Source organism: Streptomyces sp. NPDC056128 (genome assembly GCF_042263835.1).
Classification (GTDB): domain Bacteria; phylum Actinomycetota; class Actinomycetes; order Streptomycetales; family Streptomycetaceae; genus Streptomyces.
Genome location: NZ_JBHJVQ010000004.1, coordinates 214,303 through 238,205, shown reverse-complemented (window position 1 = coordinate 238,205; position 23,903 = coordinate 214,303). Strand labels below are relative to the sequence as shown.

The window sequence follows — 23,903 nt, the reverse complement described above, 5'->3', positions numbered from 1 at the left end:
CTCAGACTCCGGGTCGGACCACACCGAGGATGGGCATGGAGGCGGCCGGCGCGGTCGTGATCGAGCGTCCGGGCCGTGGGGCGTGGACCATCTGGCCGCCTCCGATGTACATGCCCACGTGCGTGGCGTCGTTGTAGTAGATGATCAGGTCGCCCGGGCGCGCGGACGACAGGCCGACCCGGGTCAGTCCCTGCCACTGCGCCTGCGAGGTACGGGGAATGGGGTGCCCGGCGGCGGCCCACGCGGCGGAGGTGAGTCCCGAGCAGTCGTACGACGAGGGGCCCACGGCTCCCCACACGTACGGTTTGCCGATCTGGGCCATCGCGAAGCCGACGGCTTTCCCGGCGGCCCCGCTCACGGTGGTCCTGCCGCCCGAGCCGCCCCCGGTGGAGGAGCCGCCGCCGTCCGAACCGGAGCCCCGCCACTTGGACTTGGCCTCCTCGGTCCGCTGCCTCTCCAGCGCGGCCAGCCTGCGGGCCTCTTCCTCCTCGAGACCGGCCTCTATGCTCTCGGCCTCGGCGATCTTCTTCTCGATCTTCTCCTTCGACCCGGCCTTGTCCGCGCGCGTCTTCTTCAGCTCGCGCAGTTCCTCCGCGGCGGCCTCGGTCTGTCCGTCCAGCTCGGCGCGGACGGTCTGCTGGGTCTCGGAGACGTTGACGAGGCCCCGCATGGCCTGGCGGGCCTGCGACGCCTCGTCCAGGGCCTGGTCGGGGTGGTCGCCGAGGAGTAACTGGATGCCGGTGGAGGCCAGATGGCCCCCGCGGTACTGCGTCCGGGCGGCAGCGCCGGCCAGGTCGTGCAGGTCGTCCACCCGGTCCTCGGTGCGGGCGAGGTCCTTGCGCAGCGACGCCAGCCGCTTCTCCTGCTTCTTGGCCTTCTCGTTGGCAGCGTTGTACGCCTCGGTGGCCACCTCCGCCTCGCGGTAGAGGCCGTCCAGTTCCGCGCGGATTCCCTCGATGGAGGTGTCGTCCCGCGGGTCGGGATCGTTGGGTGCCGCGTAACTCGGGCCGGGTATCAGGGCTATCGCGCAGACGATTGCTGCTACGGTGGCCCGGCCCCGCAGCCGTCCGCCGCCGGTCGACACGTTCATCGGCTCCACTTTCAGAGGTCGTGTGCGGGCAGCTCGGACGGGCGGCCTCCGGCCAGCGCGGTCGCCACCACGGGTCACACGGAGATCCGTTCGACCTGTGAACACATTACCCTCACCTGAATGGCCCACCCCGGTATCCCCGGGCGTGTCAACGTCCCCGTAGGCAACTCGCCCACCGCGGTTGGCCGGTTCTTGTCCGTGCCGACGCCGAACCTCAGTGGCGCCTCGTCGCGGTGAGCCGTCGCAACGCCGCCTGTGCGGGCGGACCCCAGGACGGCTTGCCGCCGGGGAGACCGCGGACACCGGCGTCCGCGATGAGGAGGCCGCCGAGCGCGTTCGCCGCCGCGTTGCCGCGGGCACGGCGGAGGGTGGCGCTGTCCGGGGAGGGCCGGTAGGCGTCGTGGAAGGGGCCGGTGGCGCCGTCCGGCAGGAGCACCCAGGCGGCGGCGAGATCGCTCGCCGGATCGCCCGCGCAGAGGTCGCCGAAGTCGATGACACCGCAGAACGTGCCGTCCGCCGTGAGGATGTTGGCCGGATGCAGATCGGCGTGGACCCACACGGGCGGGCCGTCCCACGGGGGAGCGTCGAGTGCGTCCTCCCACACCGCGCGGACGGCGTCCGGGTCGGGGAGCAGGCCCAGGTCAGTGGCCTTGGCAAGCTGGTCGGCGAACCCTTCCGCGCGGTCGGCCAGGGCCCCCGCACGGCCGCGGCCGACCGGGGCCCCGACGGGTGCGGGCTGGTGAAGTGCCGTCAGGAAGGCGGCCAGGGCACCGGCCGCGTCGGCCGCGCGCGTGACGGGGGCGCGGTCGGCCGGCGTCCCCGGTACCCAGGTGGTGACGATCCACGGCCGCGGGAACAGCTCGGAGGGCTCGCCCAGGCGCTGCGGCACGGGGACGGGCAGCGGCAGGTGCGGGGCGAGCGCGGGCAGCCAGGCGTGTTCCTTCAGCAGGAGCGCGTCCGCGCTCTCCGTCGCCCACGGAAGCCGCACGGCGAGGTCGTCCCCGAGCCGCCACAACTGGTTGTCCCAGCCGCGCGCGCCCAGCCCCAAAGGCCGGTCCGCCAGGTCCGGGTGCTGTTCCTTGAGGAGATCGCGGATCAGGTCCGCGGTGATCTCGGCCTCGGTGTGGGACATGGGGAGCAACAGTAGCCGGACGACGCCCCCGGTGGCGCGGGACCGAATATCGCCTACGGCCCCTCCGGAGGCCGTAGGCTGCCCGGCGGCTCCCGGTCGACGGAGCCTCGGTGAAATGGGGGGCGCGCAGGTGAGCAAGGTCGATCCGTCGGTCAGGGCCCGGTCGTTGGCCCGTTACGCGTTGCTCGCCGCCGCGGCGGCCGTCCTCGTCGTCCTGCTGTCGCTCCTCGACGCGGGCCCCGTGATCATCCTGGGCGGACTCGCGGGACTGGCGGTGTGCGCGGTCGGCGCCTGGTGGTTCCTGGCCCATCGGGGTGCCGTGCGGGCGCTGGGCGCGGGGCTCGCCGTGGGCGCGTTGGTGGCCGTGCTGGCGTTGTTCCTGAACGGCGGCCTCTGGTTCACGGCGCCGGTCGGGGTGGGGCTCTGGGCCGGGGCCCTGGCCTCTGCCCGCGGTGCCCTGCGGGCGGACCGGCGGCCGGATCCGGCACGCGCCGCCGTACCGCCGCGCCGGCTGCCCCGGCAGGCGGTCCTCATCATGAACCCGGCCTCGGGTGGCGGGAAGGTGGCCCGGTTCGGGCTCGTCGCACGGGCCGAAGCGCTCGGCGCCCGGGTGATCCTGCTGCGGCCGGGCATCCACACCGACGTCGAGGAACTCGCCCGCAAGGCCGTCGCCGAGGGCGCCGACCTGCTCGGCGTCGCGGGCGGGGACGGCACCCAGGCCCTGGTCGCGGCGGTGGCGGCCGAGCACGACCTGCCGTTCCTGGTCATCTCCGCCGGCACCCGCAACCACCTCGCCATGGACCTCGGCCTGGACCGCACCGACCCGTCCCGGTGCCTGGACGCCCTCACCGACGGGGTGGAACTCAGGGTGGACCTGGGGGACGTGGCGGGCCGGGCGTTCGTCAACACCGTGTCGTTCGGGGTGTACGCGGCGATCGTGCAGCGCCCCGAGTACCGCGACGCCAAGGCCGGCACGGCCCTCGACGCGCTGCCGGACCTGTTGGCCGGCGGTGCCGGTGAGCGCCTCGACGCCCTCGCCGACGACCGGCCGGTGGACGGCCAGCAGGCGCTGCTGGTCAGCAACAACCCCTACTCCTCGGCCGACCCGCTCGACGTCGGACGCCGGCCCCGGCTGGACGGCGGCGAACTCGGCGTGCTCGGTATCCGCGTGGACGGTGCCGCGCAGGCGGCCGACCTCGCTGTGCGGGGCTCGATGTCTCCGGCGCTGACCATGCTGACGTCGCGCCGGGTGGAGGTCCGCGCCGCTGCCGCGAGCATCCCGGTGGCCGTCGACGGTGAGGCGCTGACGCTGCCCACGCCGGTGGTGTGCACCCTGCGACCGCGTGCCCTGCGCGTCCTGGTCCCGCGCGACCGTCCGGGCGCGGCGGACCAGGTCCCGAAGCTGGACTGGCGGCGGATCGCCACGCTGGCCCTCGACCGTCCCGCCTCCGGCGCCCGTCGCTGAGCGGCGCTGCCGGACGTCCGGCGCCTCAAGCGCCGGTGCGCGCCCGCAGAATCCCCTCGACGCCCTGGAGGAAGGTCTCCGAGACCAGTTCGGGGTCGAAGAGGCACCCCGCCGCCATGGCGCCGTCCCGGAGCATGACGAGGTGCCGCCCGTCCGCCTCGGCGGGTGCGTCGCCGGTCCGTGCCAGCAGCTCCGTGACGGTGTCCAGGAACCACGCCCGGTGGGCCAGGACGGCCCGGTGGATCGGGTGGGTGGGGTCCGGGTACTCGGCCACCGCGTTGAGGAAGGCGCAGCCGCGGAAGCCGGGGGAGCGGATGCCCTCCGTGATGGACCGCGCGACGGCCCGGACCTCGTCGGCCGACGACCGGGCGCCCGCGCGGGCCTCGGCGACCTGCCCCCGGATGCCCCGGTCGGCCAGGTCGAGGTACGCGAGGACGAGGTCCTCCTTGCCCGAGAAGTGCCGGTACAGCGTCGCCCGGGTCACCTTCGCCTCGGCGGTGATCCGGTCGATGCCGACGGAGTGGATCCCCTCCGTGTAGAAGATCCGAGTCGCGGTACCGAGCAGCCGCTCCCGCGCTTCCGACGTGCTGCCGCCTTCTGGGCTCCTACTCATGCGGACCAAGGTACCAAATCGATGAGGTAGAACGTTCGGTCTTGACAAGCGTCGCGCCGACCCTCTTGTATCTCAAGGAAGAACGAACGTTCTCCCTCATGACTGCAAGCGAAAGGTACTTCCGTGGACACCCTTGTCAGCAGCACCTCCGCCACCGCCCCCGTGGCCCTGCGCAAGCTGTACTTCCTGCGCTTCGTGTTCGCCGCGGTGTGGGCCGCGCTGCTCTTCGCGGCCGGCGACACGCTCGGACCGGCCGCCGTGACCCTCCTGCTCGTCTATCCCCTGTTCGACGTGGCGGCCGCGATCGTCGACATCCGGTCCGCCAGGGCCGACGGCGGTACCGCGCCCGCGCTCCACGTGAACATCGCGATCAGTTCACTGGCCGTCGTCGGGCTGGCCGTGGCGGCCACGTCGGGTGTCCCGGCCGTGCTGCGCGTCTGGGGCGTCTGGGCGATCACCTCGGGCATCGTCCAGCTCGTCGCGGGCGCCACCCGCCGGAAGCTGGGCGGCCAGTGGGCCATGATCATCAGCGGCGCCATCTCCACGCTCGCGGGCGCCTCGTTCTTCGCGCAGGCGGGCGGCGACGGCGCCTCGCTGACGAGTCTCGCCGGATACGCCTTCCTCGGCGGCGTGTTCTTCCTCGTCTCGGCGCTCCGGCTGAACCGCGCCCGCAATGGGGCGTGAACGTCAGGCGACCGCCCAGGCCGCCTCGATCATCCGGAAGATCTCGTCGACGGCGGCCTCCGGATCGGCCGCCTCCCGGGCCAGCGCATAGGCGTCGATCACGAACCGCGCGATCGTACGGCAGGCCGTCGTGGTCCGGGAGAGCGAGGGGTCGGCCGCGATGGCCACCGCCAGCGACTCCGCGTGGCGCAGCCGCATCGACTCCTCGTACTTCCGCAGGGCCGGTGATCCGTCGATCATGCGCCAGACCGGAGCGGCCTCGTCCGCCGTGCAGTGGCGCACCAGGGCCAGGATCTCGTGCCGCAGCGCCGGCATCAGTGGCTCGTCCGGTGCCCGGCCGCTGACGGCGCCCGTGAGCCGTGCCTCGAAGTGCTCGTCCTTCTCGAAGACCAGGGCCTCCTTCGAGGCGAAGTGCGAGAAGAGCGTGGTGACCGCCACGTCGGCCTCGGCGGCCACGTCGCGGATGCCGACCTTGTCGTACCCGCGTTCCAGGAAGAGTGCCATGGCGGTGTCGGCGATCTTCTGGCGGGTCGCGGCCTTCTTGCGCTCGCGGCGTCCGGTCGGTTGCGGCATGAGCTCACGCTATCAGCTGCAAAGGTGTAACCGTTGTTAAAAACTAACCGTTAGTGCTACGGTCGCGGCATGAACAACATGAAGAAAGTGAGCTTCGCCGAGTTCGGCGGTCCGGAAGTGCTGCGCCTCATAGACGCCGAGGAGCCCCAGGCGGGCCCCGGTCAGGTCCGCATCGCGGTGCGGGCGGCGGGTGTGAACCCCGCCGACTGGAGGATCCGCGAAGGCCAGATCCTCGGGGCCCATCCGATCGAGTTGCCCTCCGGAGTGGGGCTGGACGCCTCCGGGGTGGTGGACGAGGTCGGCGAGGGTGTCGAAGGGGTCGCGGTCGGCGACCACGTCTTCGGTGAAGGGGCGAGTACCTACGCCGAGTTCGCCGTGCTGTCCGCCTGGGCCCGGATGCCCGACGGGCTGACCTTCGAGGAGGCCGCCGGCTATCCCTCCGTGGTGGAGACCGCGCTGCGCCTCATTCGCGAGATCGGTGTGCGACCCGGGCAGACGCTACTGGTCAGCGGCGCCTCCGGCGGAGTCGGTTCGGCGGTGCTGCAGATCGCCCGCGAGCGGGGCATCACGGTGATCGGCACGGCCGGCGCCGCGAACCAGGACTATCTGCGTGGCATGGGTGCCCTCGCCACGACGTACGGCGAAGGCTGGGTCGAGCGGGTGCGGCGGCTCGGGCAGGTCGACGGGGCGCTCGACCTGGCCGGCTCGGGCGTGATCCGTGAACTGGTCGAGCTGACCGGGGACCCGCGGAAGGTGATCTCCATCGCCGACCTCGACGCGCCGAAGCTCGGCGTCCGGTTCTCCGGCGTCGCCGGGAGCATGCCGGACGCGCTGGCCGAGGCCGCCGACCTCATCTCACGCGGGAAGCTGCACATTCCGGTCGAGAAGTCCTACACACTCGCCGAGGCCGCGGCGGCGCACGCCGACAGCCGCGCGGGTCACACGCGCGGCCGTCGGGTCGTGATCGTCTGAGCGGAGCGGGTCAGACCCGGTCGGCCGCGATCAGCAGGTACTGGAAGCTGCCGTTGCGGTAGGCGTTGAGGAACGTGTCCTCGATGCCCGTGACGAGGTGGTCGGCCTCGCGGCGCAGCTCCCAGTAGGGGATCGTGGCCGCGGTCAGGTCCTGGACGTGGACAGGGACGAGCCGGTTGCGGGCCATCGCCCGGAAGTACGCCGAGCGCGGGTGGATGTCGCAGATGTAGTGGGCGTTGATGAGGGACACCTCACGGGAGGCCTGTCCGTAGGTGTCGTTGTAGCAGCCGGTGATCACCACGTACCGGCCGCCGCGGCGCAGCAGGCGGGCGTGCTCGGCGAAGAGCAGGTCCAGCTCGACGTACATCGTGGACTCGTTGTTCCAGGAGGCCGCGTAGGCGCCGGTGGCGAGGCCAGTGTCGAGCATGTTGCGGTGGTGGTAGCGCACCTTGCCGTCGATGCCGCGCTTGCGTGCCTGCTCGTTGGCGAAGTCCGCCTGCTTGGCCGAGATGGTGACCCCGTCGGTGTGGCAGCCGTGCCGCAGATGGGCCACCACGCTGCCGCCGCCGCGCCCGCACCCGGCGTCGAAGACCCGGTCGCCGGGGGAGAGGTCGCCGAGGTGGGAGGCGAGGAACTCGGCCTGGGCGTGCTCCAGCCGGTGCAGTTCGTGCGTGATCCTCTCCCGGCGCCGGTCCGCGTCCGGTTCGTTCAGCACCGAGGTGTCGGCGTCCCCGATGCCGTAGTGGTGGTGGTACAGGTCGTCGACTCGGCCGAGTTCGAGGTTGACCGGGTTCTCTTCGGCGTTCCAGTAGTCCGCGACACGGTTCTGGTACGTGGACTGGGTGGGTACCGGCGCGGCCTTGGCGCCGGTCTGGGCGGTGGTCAACTATGGCTCCCTGGTGCTGTGGTGCGTGTTCCGTCGTGCCGTGTGCGTTTGGTGCCGGGCGTCGGTCACCAGTAGTCGGGCAGGCTGTAGCGGTCGCTGTTGCTCGCGTGCCACTCGTGGTTGCCCGACACCCAGTCGGCCAGGCCGCGGGCGTATCGCTCGACGAGGGGCGAGGTGGTGGACAGCAGGGCGGACTCCGTTTCGAACGCTTCCATGATCTGGTTGTGGATGTCGACGCTGCGGAGATAGGCGGCCTTCAGACCGCACCGGTCGTTGGCGGCGACCACCTGGGGCAGGTTCAGGTGCTCCGGGTCGCTCGCCAGTTCCTTGGTGAACGAGTACAGGTCGTTGACGATGGTGGTGGCGTTGCAGGCGAGGACGGTGATCCGCTGAACCTCGGGGCGGGCGTAGACGGCTTCGGGCAGTTCGTAACCGTCCACCGTGTCGACGATGGACAGACAGGGCCGGAAGTTGTTGAACTGCCGCATCACCAGGTACTCCCAGACGGGCGGCCGGTGACGCGTCTCCGACCAGGAGGCTTCCGCCAGGTACCCCAGGTGCAGCCGGGCGAGGTCGTGCACGAGCCTGGTCGTCTGGCTGGGCGTGGCGAGCGCCGCGTAGTCCTTCAGGGCCCAGTGGTACGACCGCAGCGGACCGTCGGCCTGGACGCCCTGGCGCCAGTCGTTCTCGGCGTCGGGGGTGGAGTGGAAGGGGTCGAGGGCGGACTGGGCGATGATCAGCCGCCCGCCGAGGCCGCGTCGCGCGCCGCCCCGGCCCTCGTCCTCCTCGCAGTAGCAGCTGTCGACGATGTTCTCCGCCAGCAGCAGCTTGCCGGCGACGGTGAGCCGTTCCATGTCGACCGCCTCGGGGTGCTGCAGCGCCACGGCACGGCCGAACTGGAACTCTGAGAAGTCCCCGCTCCACTCCGGCGGGAACAGGTCGAGCGCTCGCGCCCAGGCCTCCAGTCTCTCGTCGATCTCGGCGGCCTTGTCCGGGTCGGCTGGTGCGACGGGCCGGTGCTTCAGGCCGGGGATGGTCTTCTCGCGCCGGGCCCGCATGGACCGGGCGGGGTTCGGCGGGCCGGGCAGTGAGAACGCGGCCGTGCCGTTCGCGGAGGTGCTCATGGTCGTGTGCTCCAACTGGTCAGTCGGCAACCCGGCCGAGTTGGACGTTCTCCAGGAGGCCGGCCGCGTCGGGTACGAGGATGGCCAGCGAGTAGTAGGCGGTCACTAGGTAGTTGGTGACGGCGTTCCGGTTGACGCCCATGTACCGGACGTTCAGCCCGGGTTCGTACTCCTCGGGGATGCCGGTCTGGTAGAGGCCGACGACGCCCTGGTCGGCCTCGCCGGTGCGCAGCGCGAGGATGCTGGTGGTGTGGGAACGGGAGACGGGGATCTTGCCGCACGGGAAGATCGGAATGCCCCGCCAGGCGGGGACGTGGTGCCCGTTCACCGTCGCGGAGCCCGGCACCAGCCCGCGCTGGTTGCACTGCCGGAAGAACGCCGCGATCGCCTTCGGATGGGCGAGGAACAGCCCCGTCCCGCGGCGCATGGAGAGGAGTTCGTCCATGTCGTCGGGTGTGGGCGGCCCCGTGCACGTGCCGATGCGCTGTTCGTGGTCGACGTTGTGCAGCAGCCCGAAGTCCCGGTTGTTCACCAGCTCCCACTCCTGGCGCTCGCGGATCTCCTGGATGGTCAGCCGCAGCTGCTGCCGTGTCTGGTCCATGGGATCGCTGAAGAGGTCGGCGACCCGGGTGTGCACGCGGAGCACCGTCTGGGTGAGGGACAGCTCGTACTCGCGCGGGGCGAGGTCGTAGTCGACGAAACCCCCGGACAGCGTGGGCTCACCGCTGTGACCGGCCTGGACCGGCATGTCCGCCTCGCCCCCGCGGTTCGTCGGCAGCCGCTGCCGCTCCTCGTACGCCGCCAGGTGCGCGGCCAGGGAGGGCGCCCGGTCGGTGAATTCACGCAGCGCGTCCCGCGGCAGCGCCAGCACCACGGCCGCCGTCTGGGCACGCAGCGACGCCGGCCACAGCGGCTCGGACCGGCCGATCGCCTCGTCCCCCACCGGTTCGCCGTCGCCGACGACACCGACCACCGCCTCCCCGCCGTACTGCCCGACGGCGAGCCGGGTGAAGCGGCCGTGGACGACCAGGTAGATCTCGGTGACCGGCCGGCCGGCCTCGCACAGCACCTGCCCCGCCCGCACCTCGCGGACCGAGAAGCGGCCGGCCAGCTCCGTCAGGACCTCCTGGTCGCCATAGCCCCGCAGCGCGGGCAGCTCGGTGAGGGTCCGCGGAACCACCCGGACGTCGTCGGCACCGTTCTGCTCGAACTGGACCCGCCCCCGCCCGATCCGCAACTGCAGGCGGCGGTTGACCCGGTAGGCCCCGCCCCTGACATCCACCCACGGCAGTTTCCGGATCAGCCACCGGGAGGAGATGCCCCGCATCTGGGGCTCGGACTTGGTGGTGGTCGCCAGCTGACGCGCGGCACGGGTGCCGAGGCTGGTGGGCGGGTTCTCGGCGGATGCCGCGGGACCGTGGTCCGGGGTGACCAGACCTGTGGCGCTGTCCTGAGCGGACACGTTCCCTCCAGGAAGGGCGAGCGGTAGTGAGCGGAACGACCCGTGATGCACAAGTGGACCGTGCGCTTCAGCAAGACAACCAGCGCCGGGCAGCCTGCCGGTAGGCGCGAAGGGGGGCGGTCTTCACACCACGAGGCACAAACATCCCTGATGAAGCGCAGCCCGCGCGAAGCGCCCACCCGCACGCCCCACCTCCACTCCGCATCACCCGCGGGCCCGGGGGCTCGCGCGGTGGGTCGACACCGACGGCGCGTGAGCCGCTTGCTGCCACCAGCCACTGACAGCGCCTCGGCGAGCGCCGGAACGCGGCCCGTACCCGTGGATAGGCTGAACCGATCACTGCCGTGTATCGCGGCACTTGTGACAGATGTGGAGCCCACGCCATGACCACAGCGCACGACCTGACGATCGTCTCCCTGGAGGCGCGCACCGAGTACCCCGTCGAGCCCGGCGATCTCTCGCTGGCCCTCGCCGGAGCCGAACTGGCCGACCTGCTGGAAGCCGGCGCGGTGTCCCTGGACGGGTCCGTTCTCCGCCCGGTGGAGCGGCCGGGGTCCGGTGACCCCACGCTGGACGCGGCGGCGTCCCAGGTCGGGAAGGAACCGGACGAGTCGGTGGAGGACTGGCTGTGGCGCCGGGGGCGGGGGCTGGCGGCCGAGTACCTCGCCGCCGAAGGGGTGGAGGACACCCGCCGCAAGCGGCCGCGCTGGATGGGGCGGCGCGAAGCCGACCGGCCGGCGCCGGCCGATCCGGAGACCCGTCGGCGGGCCACCGACCGCTGGGCCTCCGGCGACCCCGTGCTGGTGGGCCTCGCGGCCGCGGTCGGAATCCACCACGAGTCGGCCGACCGGGTCGAGGATCCCGAGGACGACAGGATCGCCGCCGTGCTCGCCGCCGTGAACGACGCCGTGGTGGAACTGGCCGCCATCAGGCAACGCCGCAGCATCGAGGACGCGGCCTTCGACAACATCTGGCGCGGACTGTGACGGCCGGCCGGAACGCCTGAAGCCACCCGGCGCGCGCGGCCTTCCCGCCCGTCGGCATGTCGCGGCCCGGCCCGCCCTGACGGTCGGCGAGGATTCCGGCAGAGCACGCCTTGGCGAACCCGGACGAACGCGCAGGGAGGCAGCGGTGACGGTCGAGCGGGTCGGACTCGTGGTGCACGGTGGCCGCGAGGGCGCGGCGGCGGCGGCGCGGGACGTCCGGCAGTGGTGCCAGGAGAACGCGGTCGGATGTGCCGACATCGACGTGTGGAGCGGCGAAGGCCGGCACAGCGCCCGGGAGGAGGTCGAAGCGGCCGGCGACCCGGACCTCATCGTCACCCTGGGCGGCGACGGCACCTTCCTGCGCGGCGCCCGGCTGGCGGCCGAGAACGACGCGCTGATCCTGGGCGTGGACCTGGGCCGGGTCGGGTTCCTGACCGAGGTCCCCGCCCCGGCGGTACGCTCCGCCCTCGACGCCGTCCGGGACGGTCACGTGGACCCGGAGAACCGCATGCTGCTCACCCTCAGGGCCTCCCGACTGCTGGAGATCCCGTCGGAGATGGAGGCGCTGCTGCGGTACGGCCGGGGCCCGTTGCTGCCGCCGCCGCGCGTGCGCACGGACTGCGAGAGCGGTGACGAGTGGGGCATCGCGCTGAACGTCACCGCCCTCAACGACGTCGTACTGGAGAAGCTGTCCCGGGACCGGCAGATCTCCGTCGGCGTCTACGTCTCCGGCCGCCTCCTGGCCTCGTACTCCGCCGACGCCCTGCTGGTCGCCACCCCGACGGGCTCCACCGCCTACAGCTTCGCGGCGGGCGGTCCAGTGGTCTCCCCCCGGGCCGAGGCGCTCGTCTTCACCGCGGTGGCCCCGCACATGACCTTCGACCGCTCGGTGGTCACCGCGCCCGACGAACCCGTCGGGCTGCGCATCCTCGAACGGTCCGGACAGGCCGCCGTGAGCATCGACGGACAACTGCGCGGCGTCCTCGACCCGGGGGACTGGCTCGGCGTCTACGCCGCGCCCCGCCGCCTGCGGGCCGTACGGCTCGGGCCCATGGACTTCTACGGACGGCTGCGCGAGCGCATGCGGCTGACCGACGCCCCCGCGGCGGTCGCCGACGGCACCCCCGCGCCCCTGTGGCCGGTGAGCACGCCCCCGCCAGGGGACCTCGCCCACCTGGCGATGCCCCTGCCGGTGGCCGAGGGGACCGCGGCCGAGGATGTCTCGCCGAGCGGCGCGTGACATAACCTCTCCCCAGGAGACGTCAGTTGTGGCGTGGGTCCACGGGTAGGAGGCGATGGTGCTCAGGAAGGGCGGCTCGCGATTGCTCGCATGCGCCGTGGCCGTGGCGTGTCTGCTGCTCCTGGGCCCGAGTGCGCCGGACGGTGGGGCTCCCTTCACCAGGGCACTGCCCGTCGACGCCGTCACGGACGTCGTGCCGAACCGGGTCATGACGTGGAACCTCTGCAACCCCTGCGACGCGAGCAACGTCGACCGCGCCGCGGAGATCGCGACGTACGCCCCCCAGGTCGTCGGCATGCAGGAAGCGTGCGCACGTGACGTCGAGAAGATCCGGGACTACCTGGAGGTCTTCTACGGCCTGCGCTACCACGTCGCGTACGGCTCGGTCCTGCAGAACTGGAGCCGCTGCGGGGGAGCGCCGTGGAACCCGGGCGGGTTCGGCCAGGCGCTCCTGTCGGCGGCGCCGATGACGGACCGCGTCGAGGTGGAGTATCCCGAGGGCGGATCCGAGGACCGCGGGTACATGGCGGTCACCACCACCGTCGGCGGCCAGTCCGTCCGGGTCTTCAACACCCACCTCGCCCAACGCCGCCAGGAGGAGTTCCGCGACGGCCAGACCCGGGTACTGGCGAAGGCCGTCGCCCGGCACGACCGCGCCATCGTCCTCGGCGACTTCAACGCCGTTCCGGACGCGCCCGAACTCAGCCGAATATGGGCCCTGGCCACGGACACGGACCCCGCGTGCCGACCCGCACCGGACGCGGGCTGCGCCCCCACCACCGAATGGCAGAGCAAGTTCGACTACGTCTTCCTGCGCGGCATCGCACCGCTGCGGCACCGGGTACTGCGGAGCGAGTACTCGGACCACTACCTGCTCCACACCGACGTGGACCCGACGCGGCGGGTGGACGAGCCGGGGACGTGAGCCCGACGCGACGTCATGGTTCACAGCCGGGTGCATGAACCGGTCACTGATCGCCTACCTGACCTCGTACGGCTTCTCCACCCTGGGCAACTCCGTCGCGGCGACGTACCGGGGCTCACGGCGCGCGAGGCCCTGGTGCCGCGGGTGGCACGCCGCAGCGGCATGACTCTGGACCGTGTCGTCGCCGGCAAGGAGGGACAGCTCGGCCTGGTGCTCAGCTCGCTGGCCGTCGGCATGCTGATCGGTTCCGGCGTCTACGCGGCGGCCGGAGCGCGCGCGACCAGGCGCACCTGGCTGACGATCGCGCTGCCGGGGTCGGCGGTCGGAGTCGCTCTGATCGGGACGCTGCCGCCGGTGGGTGTCGTCTTCGCCGGAGCGGTCGTCCTCGGCTTCTTCGGCGGCATCCTGAGTACCGTGCTCGGCGTCCTGATGACGGAGCGCATCCCCGACGACCTGCGCGGCCGGGTGATGGGCACCCAGAACGCGATCATGACCGCCGCTCCGTCGGTCGGCCTGTTCGGAACGGGCGTCCTCGTCGAGTACGCCTCGCTCACGGCGGCGGGTCTCGCCGTCGCCGCGATCTGGCTCGTCGCCGTCGTCACCGCACTGCTCGCACCGCCCGGGTGCTGGAGCAAAGTGGTGGCCGACAGGCGCTGTTGGGGAGAGGATGGGAGCCATGACGGGAGAGATTTCCTCCATCGACAGCACCAGGCCCAGTATCGCCCGCGTCTACGACTACCTGGCCGAGAAGGTCCTCCAGGGGACGTTCGGCCGCGGCCGGTGGCGGACCGACGACGAGATCGAGTCCCTGCTGGACGGTTTGGAGATCCTCGAGCCCGGGATCGTCCCGGCGTCCCTGTGGCGCGCCGGGGCGGCCGAGCCGGAACTCACCGTGTGGGAGCGCCTCATCGCCGCCGGGATGGCCCGCAAGCGGTGAAGGGGACGGGCTGGCGGGCCGACGGCGGTCCGGGTAGCGTCACCGTGTGGATCACGACGAACGGCCCTCTCACGCCTCGTCGTTCGGCGCGGCGGCGGTCGAGTACGCCGAACACCGTCCGGACTACGCGCAGGCCGCGGTGGGCTGGGCACTGGCGCCGGCCCCCGGACCGCGCGTGCTCGACCTCGGCGCCGGGACCGGCAAGCTGACCGCCACGCTCGTCGCCCTCGGTGCCGAGGTCGTCGCGGTCGAGCCCGACCCGGCGATGCTCGGCGAGCTGCGCCGCTCGCTGCCCGACGTGCGTGCCCTGCGGGGGAGCGCCGAGGCGATCCCGCTGCCGGACGCCTCCGTCGACGCCGTGCTGGCCGGCAACGCCATGCACTGGTTCGACATGGCCGTCGCGGGACCCGAGATCGCCAGGGTCCTCGCACCCGACGGCATCCTGGCCGGCCTCTGGAACCTCCTCGACGACCGGGCCGAGTGGGTTGCCGGACTCGCCCGGGTGGGCGGCGGCGCGGCCGTCGGCCCGCGCGACACGCCCGCCGCCTGGCGGGCCGAGACGGCCGGCATGCACCTCCCGAAGACATCGGCCGCCGCCCGGTTCGGCTCCCCGGAGCAGGCCGAGTTCCCGCACGCGCAGCGCCGCACCGCCGACTCCCTCGTCGCGACCCTCGCCACACGCGCGGGGGTGCTGGTCATGCCGGAACCGGAACGAGCGGCCACGCTGGACCGGATCCGCGCGTTCCTGGCCGGCACAGCGGAGACCGCCCGCGGCGAGTTCACCCTGCCGATGCTGACGGGGGTGCTCCGCGTCCGGCGGCTGTGAGTCCGTTGCCGGAGTGAGCCCGTCGCCGTAGCGAGTCCGTCGCCCGAGAGAGGTACGGGAATGGCCCAGGTGGGGACGACGGCGGTGCTGGCCGTGCTGCCGGACGCCGAACCGCTGCTCGAGTCGGCGGCCCGCGTGGACCCGCGGGCGGTGCGGCCGGGGGTGCCCGCACACGCCGCGCTGTTCTACCCGTGGCTCGCCGCCGACGAGGTGGGGGAGCGGGAGCTGCGCCGACTGCGGGCCGCGCTGCCGAGCGGGCGTATCCCGATCAGGCTGGCGGCCGTCGAACGGACCGGTGGTTTCGTCGGGATCCCGGTCCCCGAGTTGCGCGGCGTGGCCACCGCCGTCCGTACCGCCTTTCCGGCACCGGCTCCCTACGGCGGCCGGTTCGGCCCCGATCCGCCGGTGCACGTCACCGTGGCTCTGGACGTGGAGCCCGAGGCCGCCGCCGACATCGCCGCCCGCACGGCGGCCCGCCTCCCGATCGTCACCGGGATCGACGCCTTGCACGTGGTCGCCCTGACGCCCACGGGATGGCAGGCCCTCGCCGAGCTGCCGCTCGCCGACGGAGGTCCGATCGGTTCGTACGTTAAACTTACTTAGCGAGCCTCACTGCTTTAACGGGCACGTTCCCGCTCGTCGAGCTCTCACGGCCTTCCTGTGGACCTGCGCCGGGAATCCGCCGCGACTCCCGCCACCGCCAGGAGGGGCATGTGACCGTGCAAGACCCGCCCGCGGCGTTCCTCGACGGCTTCGTACAGGTCCTGGCCGACGCCGCCACCACCGGCCGCCGCCTCACCCGCGAGGAACGCGCCACCCGCCGCGAACTGGGCGCACGTGCCGCGGCCTCGGGACTCGGCTGGCGGGTCCTCGTCCGGGAACACCTCGCCGCCAGCCGCGGCGCGTGGCCTGCCGCGGCGTCGCCCGACCACGTGCTGTCCGTCGTCGAACAGGCCCTGGACGCCTTCGCCGAGGGCTACGAGAGCGCCCAGCGGCTGGTCATCCGCCAGGAGGAGGCGGCCCGGCGGGAGTTCATCGACGACCTGCTCCACGGGCGCGGCGACTCCGGCCATCTCGCCGCACGGGCCGAACGGTTCGGACTGCGCCTGTCCCGCGACCACGCCGTCGCCGTGGCCGAGGGACCGGTCGCCTACGACGAGACCGACTCCGTCCCCCGGCAGGTTCAGGACGCCCTGTTCAGCCACTTCGAGAGCCGGCGTCTCCTGCTCACCACCAAGGACGGCCGGATGGTCTGCATCGCCCCCGGCGACCAGGCGGACGTGCTGACCCGCTTCGCCAAACAGGCCCACGCCGCGACCGATGGCGGCCAGGTCGCCGTCGGCCGCCCCCGCTCCGGCGCGGTGGGGATCGGGCACAGCTACCAGGAGGCGCTCAACGCCTTGGACGTCGCCCACCGGATGGGCTTCGACGACCCGCTCCTGCGCGCCGCCGACCTGCTGGTCTTCCCGGTCCTCGCCCGCGACCGGCCCGCCCTGGTCGACCTCGTGCGCGAGACGCTCAGCCCGCTGGAGCAGGCCCGCGGCGGCGCGCAGCCACTCCTCAACACGCTGAACGAGTACTTCGACGCAGGCTGCGTCGCCGCCGAGACCGCCCGCAGACTTTCACTGAGCGTCCGGGCGCTGACCTACCGCCTGGAACGCGTCCACACGCTGACGGGCGTCGATCCCACGGAGCCCGTACAGCGCTACATGCTGCAGACCGCGGTCATCGGCGCCCGCCTGCTCGACTGGCCGACCAGACCGCTGTGACCGCGGTCGCGGGCAGCCGCTCCGGGACTCAGAGATCGGCGCAGATGCCGCGGGCCTCGCTCAGTTTCGCCTTCACCCCGGCATCGACCTCGAAGACCTGGCGGTGCCGATTGTGCGCGCCGGTCACGGCCTTCGCGAGCGGCTCGTAGGAGGAGTCGCCCGCGGCGGCGGCCGTCGACAGGTCGAAGGCGGCGGCGAAGCGGTACAGCGCCTGCTCGCCCGCCTTGCCGCGCGTCGCCAGCTTCGACTCGTCCATGGCGGTCAGCGCGTCGCACGCGCCCCGGGCGTCGCCCCGCGCGCCGCCACCGCCGGCGGCCTCGTCACCGGTCAGCGCCCAGGCGGCACCCACGCCTCCCGCACCGATCAGCAGGCCCACCAGGACGGCGGTCGCCAGCGGCCACCGGCTGCGGGCGGGCGGAGGCGGGGCGGCGGGGACGTATGTGGGCTGCATGTACACGACGATATCCGGCCGACGTGTGCGGTCGGCGGGTGGGGGAGGAGGGGCTGGGGCGGGGACCGAGGAGCCCTGGACATCGTCCCCATATCAGAGACCTCGTCACCGAGTGAGCCATACCCGTGACTTCAGCCTGATTTCCCTTGGAACGGAGCGATCCGGCCAACCTGCCACCGCTTTCCCCGACCCGGACAACCGGGCATCGCGTCCTCTCCTCTCACAGCGCGGGCACAGCGAGTGCCCCCAACACCCGGAGGACGAGGGATCGATGACCAGAACGCGCACCACCCGGCTGCGGCGTCCGCTGCTCGCCGGCACCACGGCCGTCGCCGCCATGGCCGTGACGGCCGGCCTCGTGGCCGCCACGTCGGAACCGGCGAAGGCGGCGACAGGACCCAAGCTGAGCCTCATCGCCGCGACCAACTCGATCACGCTCACCTCCTGGAAGGAGGAGCCGGGCGTCTACCTCGACCTCGGTACCTACCTCACCGCCGAGGGAACCCCGTTCGAGCTGAAGGTGACCCGGAAGTCCTACAAGGACCCGGTGGCCATCAGCCAGACCGTGTACGAGGGCGGCAAGGCCAAGTCAAAGGCGCTGCCCAAGGGCACGGTGAAGGACTTCGCCGGGCTACCCGGCTTCGCGGAGATCACGGTCACCGACAAGGCCGGCAAGAAGGTCCTCGGCAGGACCGAGGACTTCTGCCCGAACAACGCCAGCGGCCGGGTGCGGCCCGACGCGCCCGCCACCTCCAAGTATCCGGAGAGCTGCCCCACCAACCCGTTCACCCTCGGATCGGTATGGGGAGTCGAGAAGGGCTGGGCGGCCAACACCTACGCGGGCTCCTACACCGAGCCGGTCAAGCTGGCGGCCGGCACCTACACCGCCAAGGTCGGCGTCGCCAAGAAGTACCGCGACCTGTTCGGCATCGCCAACAAGCCCGCCACGGTGAAGGTGACCGTGCAGGAGCGGAGTTACGAGGACGAGGAGGGCACCGCCGAGCCCGCCTCCCGGGCCGCGTCGGCCGGCAAGCACGCCGGGCACGGCGCCGCCCACCAGGCACCGGCCGCGCACGCGGGCCACGGGCCGGGACACGCCCCGACGCCCGCCCAGGCCGGCGCGCCGGTCACCAGCGGCGCCAGCCCCTCGTACAACGTGGGCCACGGGCCGCTGAAGGCCGCTCCGCCGGCCCTGCCGTGGGCGCTGAAGAAGAAGGAGCAGGCCGCGCGCTCGATGCGGGTCGGCGACACGGGTGGCCAGACCGACGGCTCGCGCAAGGCGCCCGCCCTCCAGCCGCTCGCGAAGCGGCCCGCGGGCAAGCCCACCGTGCCGAACGTCCCCAAGCCCGACCTGCGCTCGCTGCCGGCCTACGGCATCGTCATCAGCGACGGCGAGAAGGACATCCCCGGCAAGGACTACCTGGCGTTCAGCGCCAACGTGTGGAACGCCGGCCCGGCACAGCTGGTGGTGGACGGCTTCCGCTCACCCGGCAAGGCCAAGATGGACGCCTACCAGTACTTCTACGACGCCAAGGGCAAGCAGGTCGGCTACACCCCGACCGGCACCATGGAATGGGACCCGCGCCCGGGCCACGTGCACTGGCACTTCACCGACTTCGCCAGCTACCGGCTGCTGAAGGCGGACAAGAAGGAGGCCGTGCGCAGCGGCAAGGAGGCCTTCTGCCTCGCCAACACCGACGCGATCGACTACACGGTGAAGAACGCCAACTGGCACCCGTTCAACACCGACCTGTCCACCGCCTGCGGTGAGGAGAACTCGATCTCCGTCCGCGAGGTGCTGGACGTCGGCTCCGGCGACACGTACTCGCAGGACCTGCCGGGCCAGTCCTTCGACATCACCGACGTGCCCAACGGCACCTACTACATCCAGGTGCTGGCCAACCCGGAGAAGCGGCTCAAGGAGACCAGCGTCGACAACAACAGCGCCCTGCGGAAGATCGTGCTGGGCGGCAAGCCGGACAAGCGGACGGTGACCGTGCCGCCGCACGACCTGGTGAACGCGAACTGACCGCACGCCGCAAGAGCGACTGACCGACACCAGAACGCCGACGGCCACCCCACAGTGGCCGTCGGCCCGGCCGCGCTTGCCTCCGTAACTCCTTCCGGTGGAATGTCCCGTACACCTCCTCGCGGCGACGCGCGCCTCCTACGCTGGATGCCCGCCCAACCGCGAAGGGACGGTCATGCACGTTGAGTTGAGGGCCGAGCCGGACGACGACGTACAGACCGCGCTCGACCTGTACGCATGGCTGCGCAAGGACCCCGACGTCCGCCGCCACGCCGAGCTGACCCTCGGGTCGTCGGACCCCACCGGCGAGGCCATGGGCGCCACCGATATCGTCAACCTCGTACTCGGCCAGACCTTCGCGGCACTCAACCTCGCCCTCGCCTACGCGAGTTGGCGCGCGGCACGACGCACCGCCCCGCCCATCACCATCACCGTCGGCTCCAGGTCGCTCACGGTGGCGGGCGCGTCGGACGAGACCCTGCTGCGGATCGTGGAGCTGCTGGGCGAACCGGGTGGCGAGGACGGACCGGCACCGCGCCCGGACGCTGCGGACGAACCCCCGCGGAGGGACGACGACGAAACCCCGGGGCCGGCGTGACGTCCCTGCCCGACCCCGCCGCCTCCCGCGCGGTGCTCATCGGGGTGGAGCAGTACACCGAACCGCTCCAGCCCCTGCCCACGGTCGCCAACAACCTCACCGGACTCAAGGACGTACTGACCGGCCCCGACTCGTGGCGCCTGCCACCCGAGCACTGCACCGTCCTGTCCAACCCCGAATCGGCCACACAGGTCCTCGACGCCGTGCACGCCGCCGCCACCGAGGCGACCGACGCCCTGTTCGTCTACTTCGCCGGCCACGGCCTGCTGTCCCCGGTCGGCGACCTCTACCTGGCCCTCTCCGACTCGCCGCCGGGCCGGCTCTTCCACGCCGTGGCCTACGACCAGCTCCGCTACCAGGTCGCCGAGGAGTGCGCCGCGCTCAGCCGCGTTGTCGTCCTCGACTGCTGCTACAGCGGCCGCGCCCTGCACGGATACATGGGCGCCCCGCTCGAACTCGCCGACTGCGGCGACATCGACGGCACGTACGTCCTGACCGCGTCCGCCGAGACCAAGCGGGCCATGGCACCGAAGGGCGAGCACTACACGGCGTTCTCCGGCGCCCTGCTGAGAGCAGTCACCGAAGGCGTGCCGCACGGCCCCGAAATGCTGGACATGGAGACCGTCTACCGGCACGTACGCCGGGAACTGCAGGCCAGGAAGCGGCCGGTGCCGCAGCAGCGCGCCCGCAACGAGGGCCACCGCATCACCCTCGCCCGCAACCGGTGGAGCCCGGCAGCCGGACCCGAGGCGCAGGAGTACGCGGCGGCCCTGCGCAAGGCCGTGCGCGACGGCGACAACGCGGCGGACCCGGACACCGCCGCCTACCTCCGCGGCGAACGCGTTGCCCCGCGCGCCTTCGTGAACGCCTTGGCCGACCGCCTGCCCGAGACCGAACTGACCCGCCTGCACGCCCTGCGCCGCACCGCCCAGCGAGCCGCACCCGATGCCGCGACCCAGCTCCAGTACTGGCAGGAGGAGGTGGAACTCCTCACCCACCGCCTCACCCGGGCGGGCGACTACAACCGTGGCATCGAGGGCGAGCTGACGCTGGCACAGGAGCGGGTGCGGCAGCTGGACGTGGAGGTGCGGGTACTGAACCGGCAGGTGCGCCTGCTCCTTGACGAGAAGGGGCGGGACACCACCACCGCCGAGGCACTGGTGGGCGTGGCCTCCACGCAGTCCGAAGCCGCGGAATCGGCGGTGCGCGGCGGCGTACCGCCGAAGACCCCGGCGGCACGGGGCGCGCCGGGCACGACACCTGCCGCACGCCCACCCGCACCCGTGGCCCGCACCTCCTGGACGCTGGCCGTCCTCGCCGTCCTGTACGTCGTGATCGCCTGGGCGTTCACGCTGGACACGGTTGCGCTGACGTACGACTCCGGGCGGAAGCCCGCGTCGATGCCGAGCACGTCCGACCTGGCGAGCGGTGAGGGCCCTCACTACGTCTGGGACGTGGAGACCGACGTGACCAGCACGTTCCGCCCGGACGAGAACGACGCCGCCGACAAGCTGACCGGCGACCTCGTGGTCTCCGTGCCCGGCCCCTGCGAGGACCGGACGATCGAGTGGGAGATCACGGTCGACGGCCGGGAAGGCGACCACGGCTCCCTCACCGGCGACACGGAACACCAGGTGTCCCTCGACGTACCCCTGGACGGGTCCCCGGACCGCGTCACGGTCAGCGCCTCCTGGGCGGGCGGCACCGAAACCTGCCCCAGCTTCGGACTGGTCTGGACGGATCCCCGCCTCGCGGTGAACCTCGACCTGGTCCCGTGGTGAGGAGGAGCGGATGGGATTCACCGACCGCCCGCGCGCCTGGCTCGGCGGCACCACAGCGGGCCTGCTGCTCACCATGGGCGTCCTCGCCGGATTCGCGGCGGCCTGCAGCGTCTCCGGCCGCCAACTGAGATACGACAGCGGGGACCGACCCGTGCAGCAGACCGTCTCCCGCGGCGGCAAGTTCGCCGACCCGGTCTACGCCTACGTCTGGGACGTCCGGCACGACGTCGACAGCACGTTCACCGTCCCGTCGGGCTTCGGCACCGGCGAGGCGTGGCTGCTGAGCAGCACCGTCCGCGTCTCCGTACCGGAGGGCTGCACCGACCACACGGTCCACTGGCAGGTGACCGCCGACGGCGAACACCGCATCGGCCAGGGGACCACCCGATGGCTGCGCCAGTACGACGAGACCTTCAAGCCGCGGCCGCACGGGCTGCACCCCCGGACCGTCACCGTCGAGGCCTGGTGGGACGGCGGGGACGCGGCCTGCCCGTCCTTCTCCTTCATCTGGCAGGACCCGACCCTCTACTTCGAGGCGGACCCGGACTTCCTGGACGGTGACTACTACCCGACTTGACCTTGACACCGTGGCAGGGTCTTCACTGCCCGTCAGGGAGGTGGTCTCGATGACGACCACGACACAGGACGACGCCGACGCCCTCCGGGTGCTGCGGACGCTGGAGGACCACCGTTCGTCGGTGCGGCTGCGGGCCGCGTTGACGGTGGGCACGACACCCGACCCGCGCTTCGTCGACAAGCTCGTCGAGCGAAGCGCGGTCGAGCCCGACTTCTTCGTCCGCGACATGCTGACCTGGGCGCTCACCCGGCACCCGGTCTCCGTGACCCTCCCCGGGCTGGTCCGTGAGGTCCGCTCGGAGCGCGCCCAGGCGAGGAGCCAGGCGTTGCACACACTGTCCAAGATCGGGGACCGGCGGGCGTGGCCGGCCATCACGCCCGCGCTGCTGGCCGACGCCGACGACGAGGTGGCGCGGAGCGCGTGGCGGGCCGCGGTCGTGCTGGTGCCGGAGGGCGAGGAGCCCGCGCTGGCCGCGCTGCTGGTGACGCAGCTGGGCCGCGGTGGGCGGGAGACGCAGCTGAGTCTCAGCCGGGCGCTGGTCGCACTGGGCGAGGCGGTCGTGCCCGCTCTGCGTGCGGTCGCCACGGCCGCCGACCCACTCGTGCGGGCGCACGCCCTCGCCACCGAGCGGCTGCTGCGGGACCCGGACACCGGCTTCGGGTACGCCATCGAGGAGGCGAAGCGCGTGGTGGCCCTCGGCGGAGCCGCCGCCGAGGGCGATGAGGGATGAGGGATGGGGGACGAGACATGAGGCATGAGGGATGATGGGACGTGTTGATCGGTGAGGTGGCGCGACGGTCCGGGGTCAGTGCCCGCATGCTCCGGCACTACGAGTCGCTCGGTCTGGTGAGACCCTCCGGCCGCACCGGCTCCGGATACCGGGAGTACTCCGGGCAGGACATCCGGCGGATCTTCCACATCGAGAGCCTGCGGTCACTGGGACTGTCGCTGCGGGAGATCGGGCGCGCGCTCGACGACCCCGGCTTCATGCCCTCGGAACTCGTCGGCGACCTCATCCACCGGACACGCGAACGCGTCGCGGCCGAGACCGAGCTGCTGACGCGGCTGTCCCGGATCGACGCCGCGGATCCCACCGGCTGGGAGGACGTTCTCCAGGTCGTCGCGCTCCTCCAGGCGCTGGGATCGAAGAGTCCCGGCGCCCGCCAACGCGCGGCCCTCTCCTCCGGCGAGGAGGTCCCGGTGCCGGTGGAGGCGTTGGTCGAGGCGGTGCTGAGCGAGCCGGACCCGATCGTCGCCGGCGCCCTGCGGTGGGCGCTGGCGCGGTCGGGCGACCGGGGCCCGGCGCTCCTGGCCGAAGCCCTCGGCTCACCGGCGGCCGCGGTGCGGGAACGTGCCGTGCAGAGCCTCGCCGAGCTGCCGGGCGACGAGGTCACCGGGTACCTGCGACACGCTCTCACCGGCCCCGACGCCGCGGTGCGCGGGTGCGCGGCGCTGGCGCTCGGGACGCGTGGCGTGGCCGAGGCGGTGCCGGAGCTGGTCGACATGATCGTGGAGGGGCGGAACGACACCGATGCCGCGGACGCCCTGAGCGTGCTGGCCGCCGACACCGCGACGGCGGACCGGATCGCCGGCCAGCTCGTCGGCCGCCTCGCCCACGCCACCACCGGAGCACCGGCACGCGGGCGGCTGACCCAGGCGCTGGCGGGCATCCCGGGAACGAGGGCGTCACATGCCCTGGAGGAACTGTCCCAGGACGAGGACCGTGCCGTCGCGCTGACCGCGGTGTACCTTCGCCGCTTGCGCGCCTGACCAACGCCCCCGC

The 23,903-nt window shown here is 72.4% G+C and carries 24 protein-coding genes and 2 pseudogenes; 18 read left to right on the top strand and 8 right to left on the bottom strand.

Annotation, left to right across the window (positions count from 1 at the left end; all coding sequences use genetic code 11):
* Position 1: 1 nt before the first annotated feature.
* A complete protein-coding gene (locus ACFC1X_RS11775; RefSeq protein ID WP_376351496.1) occupies positions 2-1,090 on the bottom strand; it encodes an NlpC/P60 family protein in 1,089 nt (362 codons plus the stop codon).
* Positions 1,091-1,304: 214 nt separating this feature from the next.
* On the bottom strand, positions 1,305-2,222 hold the full coding sequence (locus tag ACFC1X_RS11770; protein ID WP_376351493.1) for a phosphotransferase: 918 nt from the start codon (positions 2,220-2,222) through the stop codon (positions 1,305-1,307).
* A gap of 115 nt (positions 2,223-2,337) precedes the next feature.
* Between ACFC1X_RS11770 and ACFC1X_RS11765 the strand changes: the two genes are divergently transcribed.
* The gene (locus ACFC1X_RS11765) at positions 2,338-3,687 is read left to right on the top strand and encodes a diacylglycerol/lipid kinase family protein (protein WP_376351491.1); all 1,350 of its coding nucleotides are present in this window, start codon (positions 2,338-2,340) and stop codon (positions 3,685-3,687) included.
* 25 nt (positions 3,688-3,712) lie between these two features.
* Here the strand turns inward: ACFC1X_RS11765 and ACFC1X_RS11760 are convergent, their stop codons facing one another.
* Complete coding sequence (locus ACFC1X_RS11760) at positions 3,713-4,300, bottom strand: TetR/AcrR family transcriptional regulator (protein WP_376351489.1); 588 nt, start codon at positions 4,298-4,300, stop codon at positions 3,713-3,715.
* A gap of 123 nt (positions 4,301-4,423) precedes the next feature.
* Here ACFC1X_RS11760 and ACFC1X_RS11755 point away from each other — a divergent pair, with 123 nt between their 5' ends.
* Complete coding sequence (locus tag ACFC1X_RS11755; RefSeq protein ID WP_376351486.1) at positions 4,424-4,984, top strand: hypothetical protein; 561 nt, start codon at positions 4,424-4,426, stop codon at positions 4,982-4,984.
* Positions 4,985-4,987: 3 nt separating this feature from the next.
* Here ACFC1X_RS11755 and ACFC1X_RS11750 read toward each other — a convergent pair whose 3' ends face one another.
* Positions 4,988-5,557 carry a TetR/AcrR family transcriptional regulator gene (locus tag ACFC1X_RS11750; protein WP_376351484.1) on the bottom strand — a complete coding sequence of 190 codons (570 nt, stop codon included), beginning with the start codon at positions 5,555-5,557 and terminating at the stop codon, positions 4,988-4,990.
* 78 nt (positions 5,558-5,635) lie between these two features.
* Between ACFC1X_RS11750 and ACFC1X_RS11745 the strand changes: the two genes are divergently transcribed.
* Entirely contained in the window at positions 5,636-6,529 is an 894-nt protein-coding gene (locus tag ACFC1X_RS11745) for an NADP-dependent oxidoreductase (protein ID WP_376352142.1), read from the top strand.
* Between the two features lie 10 nt (positions 6,530-6,539).
* On the opposite strand, the gene ACFC1X_RS11740 is transcribed toward ACFC1X_RS11745, so the two are convergent.
* From ACFC1X_RS11740 to ACFC1X_RS11730, 3 genes are all read right to left on the bottom strand, one after another.
* On the bottom strand, positions 6,540-7,415 hold the full coding sequence (locus tag ACFC1X_RS11740; RefSeq protein ID WP_376351481.1) for a geranyl diphosphate 2-C-methyltransferase: 876 nt from the start codon (positions 7,413-7,415) through the stop codon (positions 6,540-6,542).
* Positions 7,416-7,480: 65 nt separating this feature from the next.
* On the bottom strand, positions 7,481-8,539 hold the full coding sequence (locus tag ACFC1X_RS11735; RefSeq protein WP_376351478.1) for a family 2 encapsulin nanocompartment cargo protein terpene cyclase: 1,059 nt from the start codon (positions 8,537-8,539) through the stop codon (positions 7,481-7,483).
* 19 nt (positions 8,540-8,558) lie between these two features.
* Positions 8,559-10,001, bottom strand: a complete 1,443-nt coding sequence (locus ACFC1X_RS11730) for a family 2B encapsulin nanocompartment shell protein (RefSeq protein WP_376351475.1) — start codon at positions 9,999-10,001, stop codon at positions 8,559-8,561.
* A gap of 383 nt (positions 10,002-10,384) precedes the next feature.
* Here ACFC1X_RS11730 and ACFC1X_RS11725 point away from each other — a divergent pair, with 383 nt between their 5' ends.
* From ACFC1X_RS11725 to ACFC1X_RS11685, 9 genes and pseudogenes are all read left to right on the top strand, one after another.
* Positions 10,385-10,987, top strand: a complete 603-nt coding sequence (locus ACFC1X_RS11725; RefSeq protein WP_376351472.1) for a GPP34 family phosphoprotein — start codon at positions 10,385-10,387, stop codon at positions 10,985-10,987.
* 145 nt (positions 10,988-11,132) lie between these two features.
* Positions 11,133-12,227: an NAD(+)/NADH kinase gene (locus ACFC1X_RS11720; RefSeq protein WP_376351470.1), complete on the top strand. Its 1,095-nt coding sequence runs from the start codon at positions 11,133-11,135 to the stop codon at positions 12,225-12,227.
* A 55-nt stretch (positions 12,228-12,282) separates the two neighbouring features.
* Positions 12,283-13,152, top strand: a complete 870-nt coding sequence (locus ACFC1X_RS11715) for an endonuclease/exonuclease/phosphatase family protein (RefSeq protein WP_376351467.1) — start codon at positions 12,283-12,285, stop codon at positions 13,150-13,152.
* 34 nt (positions 13,153-13,186) lie between these two features.
* Positions 13,187-13,318, top strand: coding sequence for a hypothetical protein (locus ACFC1X_RS11710; protein WP_376351464.1), 132 nt, complete (start codon positions 13,187-13,189; stop codon positions 13,316-13,318).
* Positions 13,315-13,704, top strand: a pseudogene (locus tag ACFC1X_RS11705) (MFS transporter); the annotation flags it as partial. The gene ACFC1X_RS11710 and the pseudogene ACFC1X_RS11705, both read left to right, overlap by 4 nt.
* Before the next feature lie 190 nt (positions 13,705-13,894).
* Positions 13,895-14,089: pseudogene (locus ACFC1X_RS11700) on the top strand (SAM-dependent methyltransferase); the annotation flags it as partial.
* Positions 14,090-14,135: 46 nt separating this feature from the next.
* Positions 14,136-14,915, top strand: coding sequence for a class I SAM-dependent methyltransferase (locus ACFC1X_RS11695; protein ID WP_376351462.1), 780 nt, complete (start codon positions 14,136-14,138; stop codon positions 14,913-14,915).
* 60 nt (positions 14,916-14,975) lie between these two features.
* Positions 14,976-15,518, top strand: a complete 543-nt coding sequence (locus ACFC1X_RS11690; RefSeq protein WP_376351459.1) for a 2'-5' RNA ligase family protein — start codon at positions 14,976-14,978, stop codon at positions 15,516-15,518.
* 110 nt (positions 15,519-15,628) lie between these two features.
* Positions 15,629-16,684 carry a PucR family transcriptional regulator gene (locus ACFC1X_RS11685; RefSeq protein ID WP_376351456.1) on the top strand — a complete coding sequence of 352 codons (1,056 nt, stop codon included), beginning with the start codon at positions 15,629-15,631 and terminating at the stop codon, positions 16,682-16,684.
* A 28-nt stretch (positions 16,685-16,712) separates the two neighbouring features.
* Here ACFC1X_RS11685 and ACFC1X_RS11680 read toward each other — a convergent pair whose 3' ends face one another.
* On the bottom strand, positions 16,713-17,135 hold the full coding sequence (locus ACFC1X_RS11680; protein ID WP_376351453.1) for a hypothetical protein: 423 nt from the start codon (positions 17,133-17,135) through the stop codon (positions 16,713-16,715).
* A 271-nt stretch (positions 17,136-17,406) separates the two neighbouring features.
* Between ACFC1X_RS11680 and ACFC1X_RS11675 the strand changes: the two genes are divergently transcribed.
* The 6 genes from ACFC1X_RS11675 (at position 17,407) to ACFC1X_RS11650 (ending at position 23,890) form a co-directional block, all read left to right on the top strand.
* The gene (locus ACFC1X_RS11675; RefSeq protein ID WP_376351450.1) at positions 17,407-19,164 is read left to right on the top strand and encodes a lysyl oxidase family protein; all 1,758 of its coding nucleotides are present in this window, start codon (positions 17,407-17,409) and stop codon (positions 19,162-19,164) included.
* A gap of 175 nt (positions 19,165-19,339) precedes the next feature.
* The gene (locus ACFC1X_RS11670) at positions 19,340-19,762 is read left to right on the top strand and encodes a hypothetical protein (RefSeq protein ID WP_376351448.1); all 423 of its coding nucleotides are present in this window, start codon (positions 19,340-19,342) and stop codon (positions 19,760-19,762) included.
* Complete coding sequence (locus tag ACFC1X_RS11665) at positions 19,759-21,543, top strand: caspase family protein (protein WP_376351446.1); 1,785 nt, start codon at positions 19,759-19,761, stop codon at positions 21,541-21,543. The genes ACFC1X_RS11670 and ACFC1X_RS11665 overlap by 4 nt, the downstream gene beginning before the upstream one ends.
* A 10-nt stretch (positions 21,544-21,553) precedes the next feature.
* Positions 21,554-22,120 carry a hypothetical protein gene (locus ACFC1X_RS11660; protein WP_376351443.1) on the top strand — a complete coding sequence of 189 codons (567 nt, stop codon included), beginning with the start codon at positions 21,554-21,556 and terminating at the stop codon, positions 22,118-22,120.
* A gap of 49 nt (positions 22,121-22,169) precedes the next feature.
* Positions 22,170-22,850, top strand: coding sequence for a HEAT repeat domain-containing protein (locus tag ACFC1X_RS11655; RefSeq protein WP_376351440.1), 681 nt, complete (start codon positions 22,170-22,172; stop codon positions 22,848-22,850).
* A gap of 41 nt (positions 22,851-22,891) precedes the next feature.
* Positions 22,892-23,890, top strand: a complete 999-nt coding sequence (locus ACFC1X_RS11650; protein WP_376351437.1) for a MerR family transcriptional regulator — start codon at positions 22,892-22,894, stop codon at positions 23,888-23,890.
* The last annotated feature ends 13 nt before the right edge of the window (positions 23,891-23,903 follow it).

Excerpts from the sequence above, each read along its gene's own strand:
- ACFC1X_RS11745 (WP_376352142.1), top strand. The coding sequence starts at position 5,636 with ATGAAGAAAGTGAGCTTCGCCGAGTTCGGCGGTCCGGAAGTGCTGCGC.
- ACFC1X_RS11765 (WP_376351491.1), top strand. The coding sequence starts at position 2,338 with ATGGGGGGCGCGCAGGTGAGCAAGGTCGATCCGTCGGTCAGGGCCCGG.
- ACFC1X_RS11660 (WP_376351443.1), top strand. The coding sequence starts at position 21,554 with ATGGGATTCACCGACCGCCCGCGCGCCTGGCTCGGCGGCACCACAGCG.
- ACFC1X_RS11725 (WP_376351472.1), top strand. The coding sequence starts at position 10,385 with ATGACCACAGCGCACGACCTGACGATCGTCTCCCTGGAGGCGCGCACC.
- ACFC1X_RS11680 (WP_376351453.1), bottom strand. The coding sequence starts at position 17,135 with ATGCAGCCCACATACGTCCCCGCCGCCCCGCCTCCGCCCGCCCGCAGC.
- ACFC1X_RS11710 (WP_376351464.1), top strand. The coding sequence starts at position 13,187 with ATGAACCGGTCACTGATCGCCTACCTGACCTCGTACGGCTTCTCCACC.
- ACFC1X_RS11760 (WP_376351489.1), bottom strand. The coding sequence starts at position 4,300 with ATGAGTAGGAGCCCAGAAGGCGGCAGCACGTCGGAAGCGCGGGAGCGG.
- ACFC1X_RS11715 (WP_376351467.1), top strand. The coding sequence starts at position 12,283 with ATGGTGCTCAGGAAGGGCGGCTCGCGATTGCTCGCATGCGCCGTGGCC.
- ACFC1X_RS11775 (WP_376351496.1), bottom strand. The coding sequence starts at position 1,090 with ATGAACGTGTCGACCGGCGGCGGACGGCTGCGGGGCCGGGCCACCGTA.
- ACFC1X_RS11670 (WP_376351448.1), top strand. The coding sequence starts at position 19,340 with ATGCACGTTGAGTTGAGGGCCGAGCCGGACGACGACGTACAGACCGCG.
- ACFC1X_RS11690 (WP_376351459.1), top strand. The coding sequence starts at position 14,976 with ATGGCCCAGGTGGGGACGACGGCGGTGCTGGCCGTGCTGCCGGACGCC.
- ACFC1X_RS11735 (WP_376351478.1), bottom strand. The coding sequence starts at position 8,539 with ATGAGCACCTCCGCGAACGGCACGGCCGCGTTCTCACTGCCCGGCCCG.
- ACFC1X_RS11675 (WP_376351450.1), top strand. The coding sequence starts at position 17,407 with ATGACCAGAACGCGCACCACCCGGCTGCGGCGTCCGCTGCTCGCCGGC.
- ACFC1X_RS11750 (WP_376351484.1), bottom strand. The coding sequence starts at position 5,557 with ATGCCGCAACCGACCGGACGCCGCGAGCGCAAGAAGGCCGCGACCCGC.
- ACFC1X_RS11770 (WP_376351493.1), bottom strand. The coding sequence starts at position 2,222 with ATGTCCCACACCGAGGCCGAGATCACCGCGGACCTGATCCGCGATCTC.
- ACFC1X_RS11655 (WP_376351440.1), top strand. The coding sequence starts at position 22,170 with ATGACGACCACGACACAGGACGACGCCGACGCCCTCCGGGTGCTGCGG.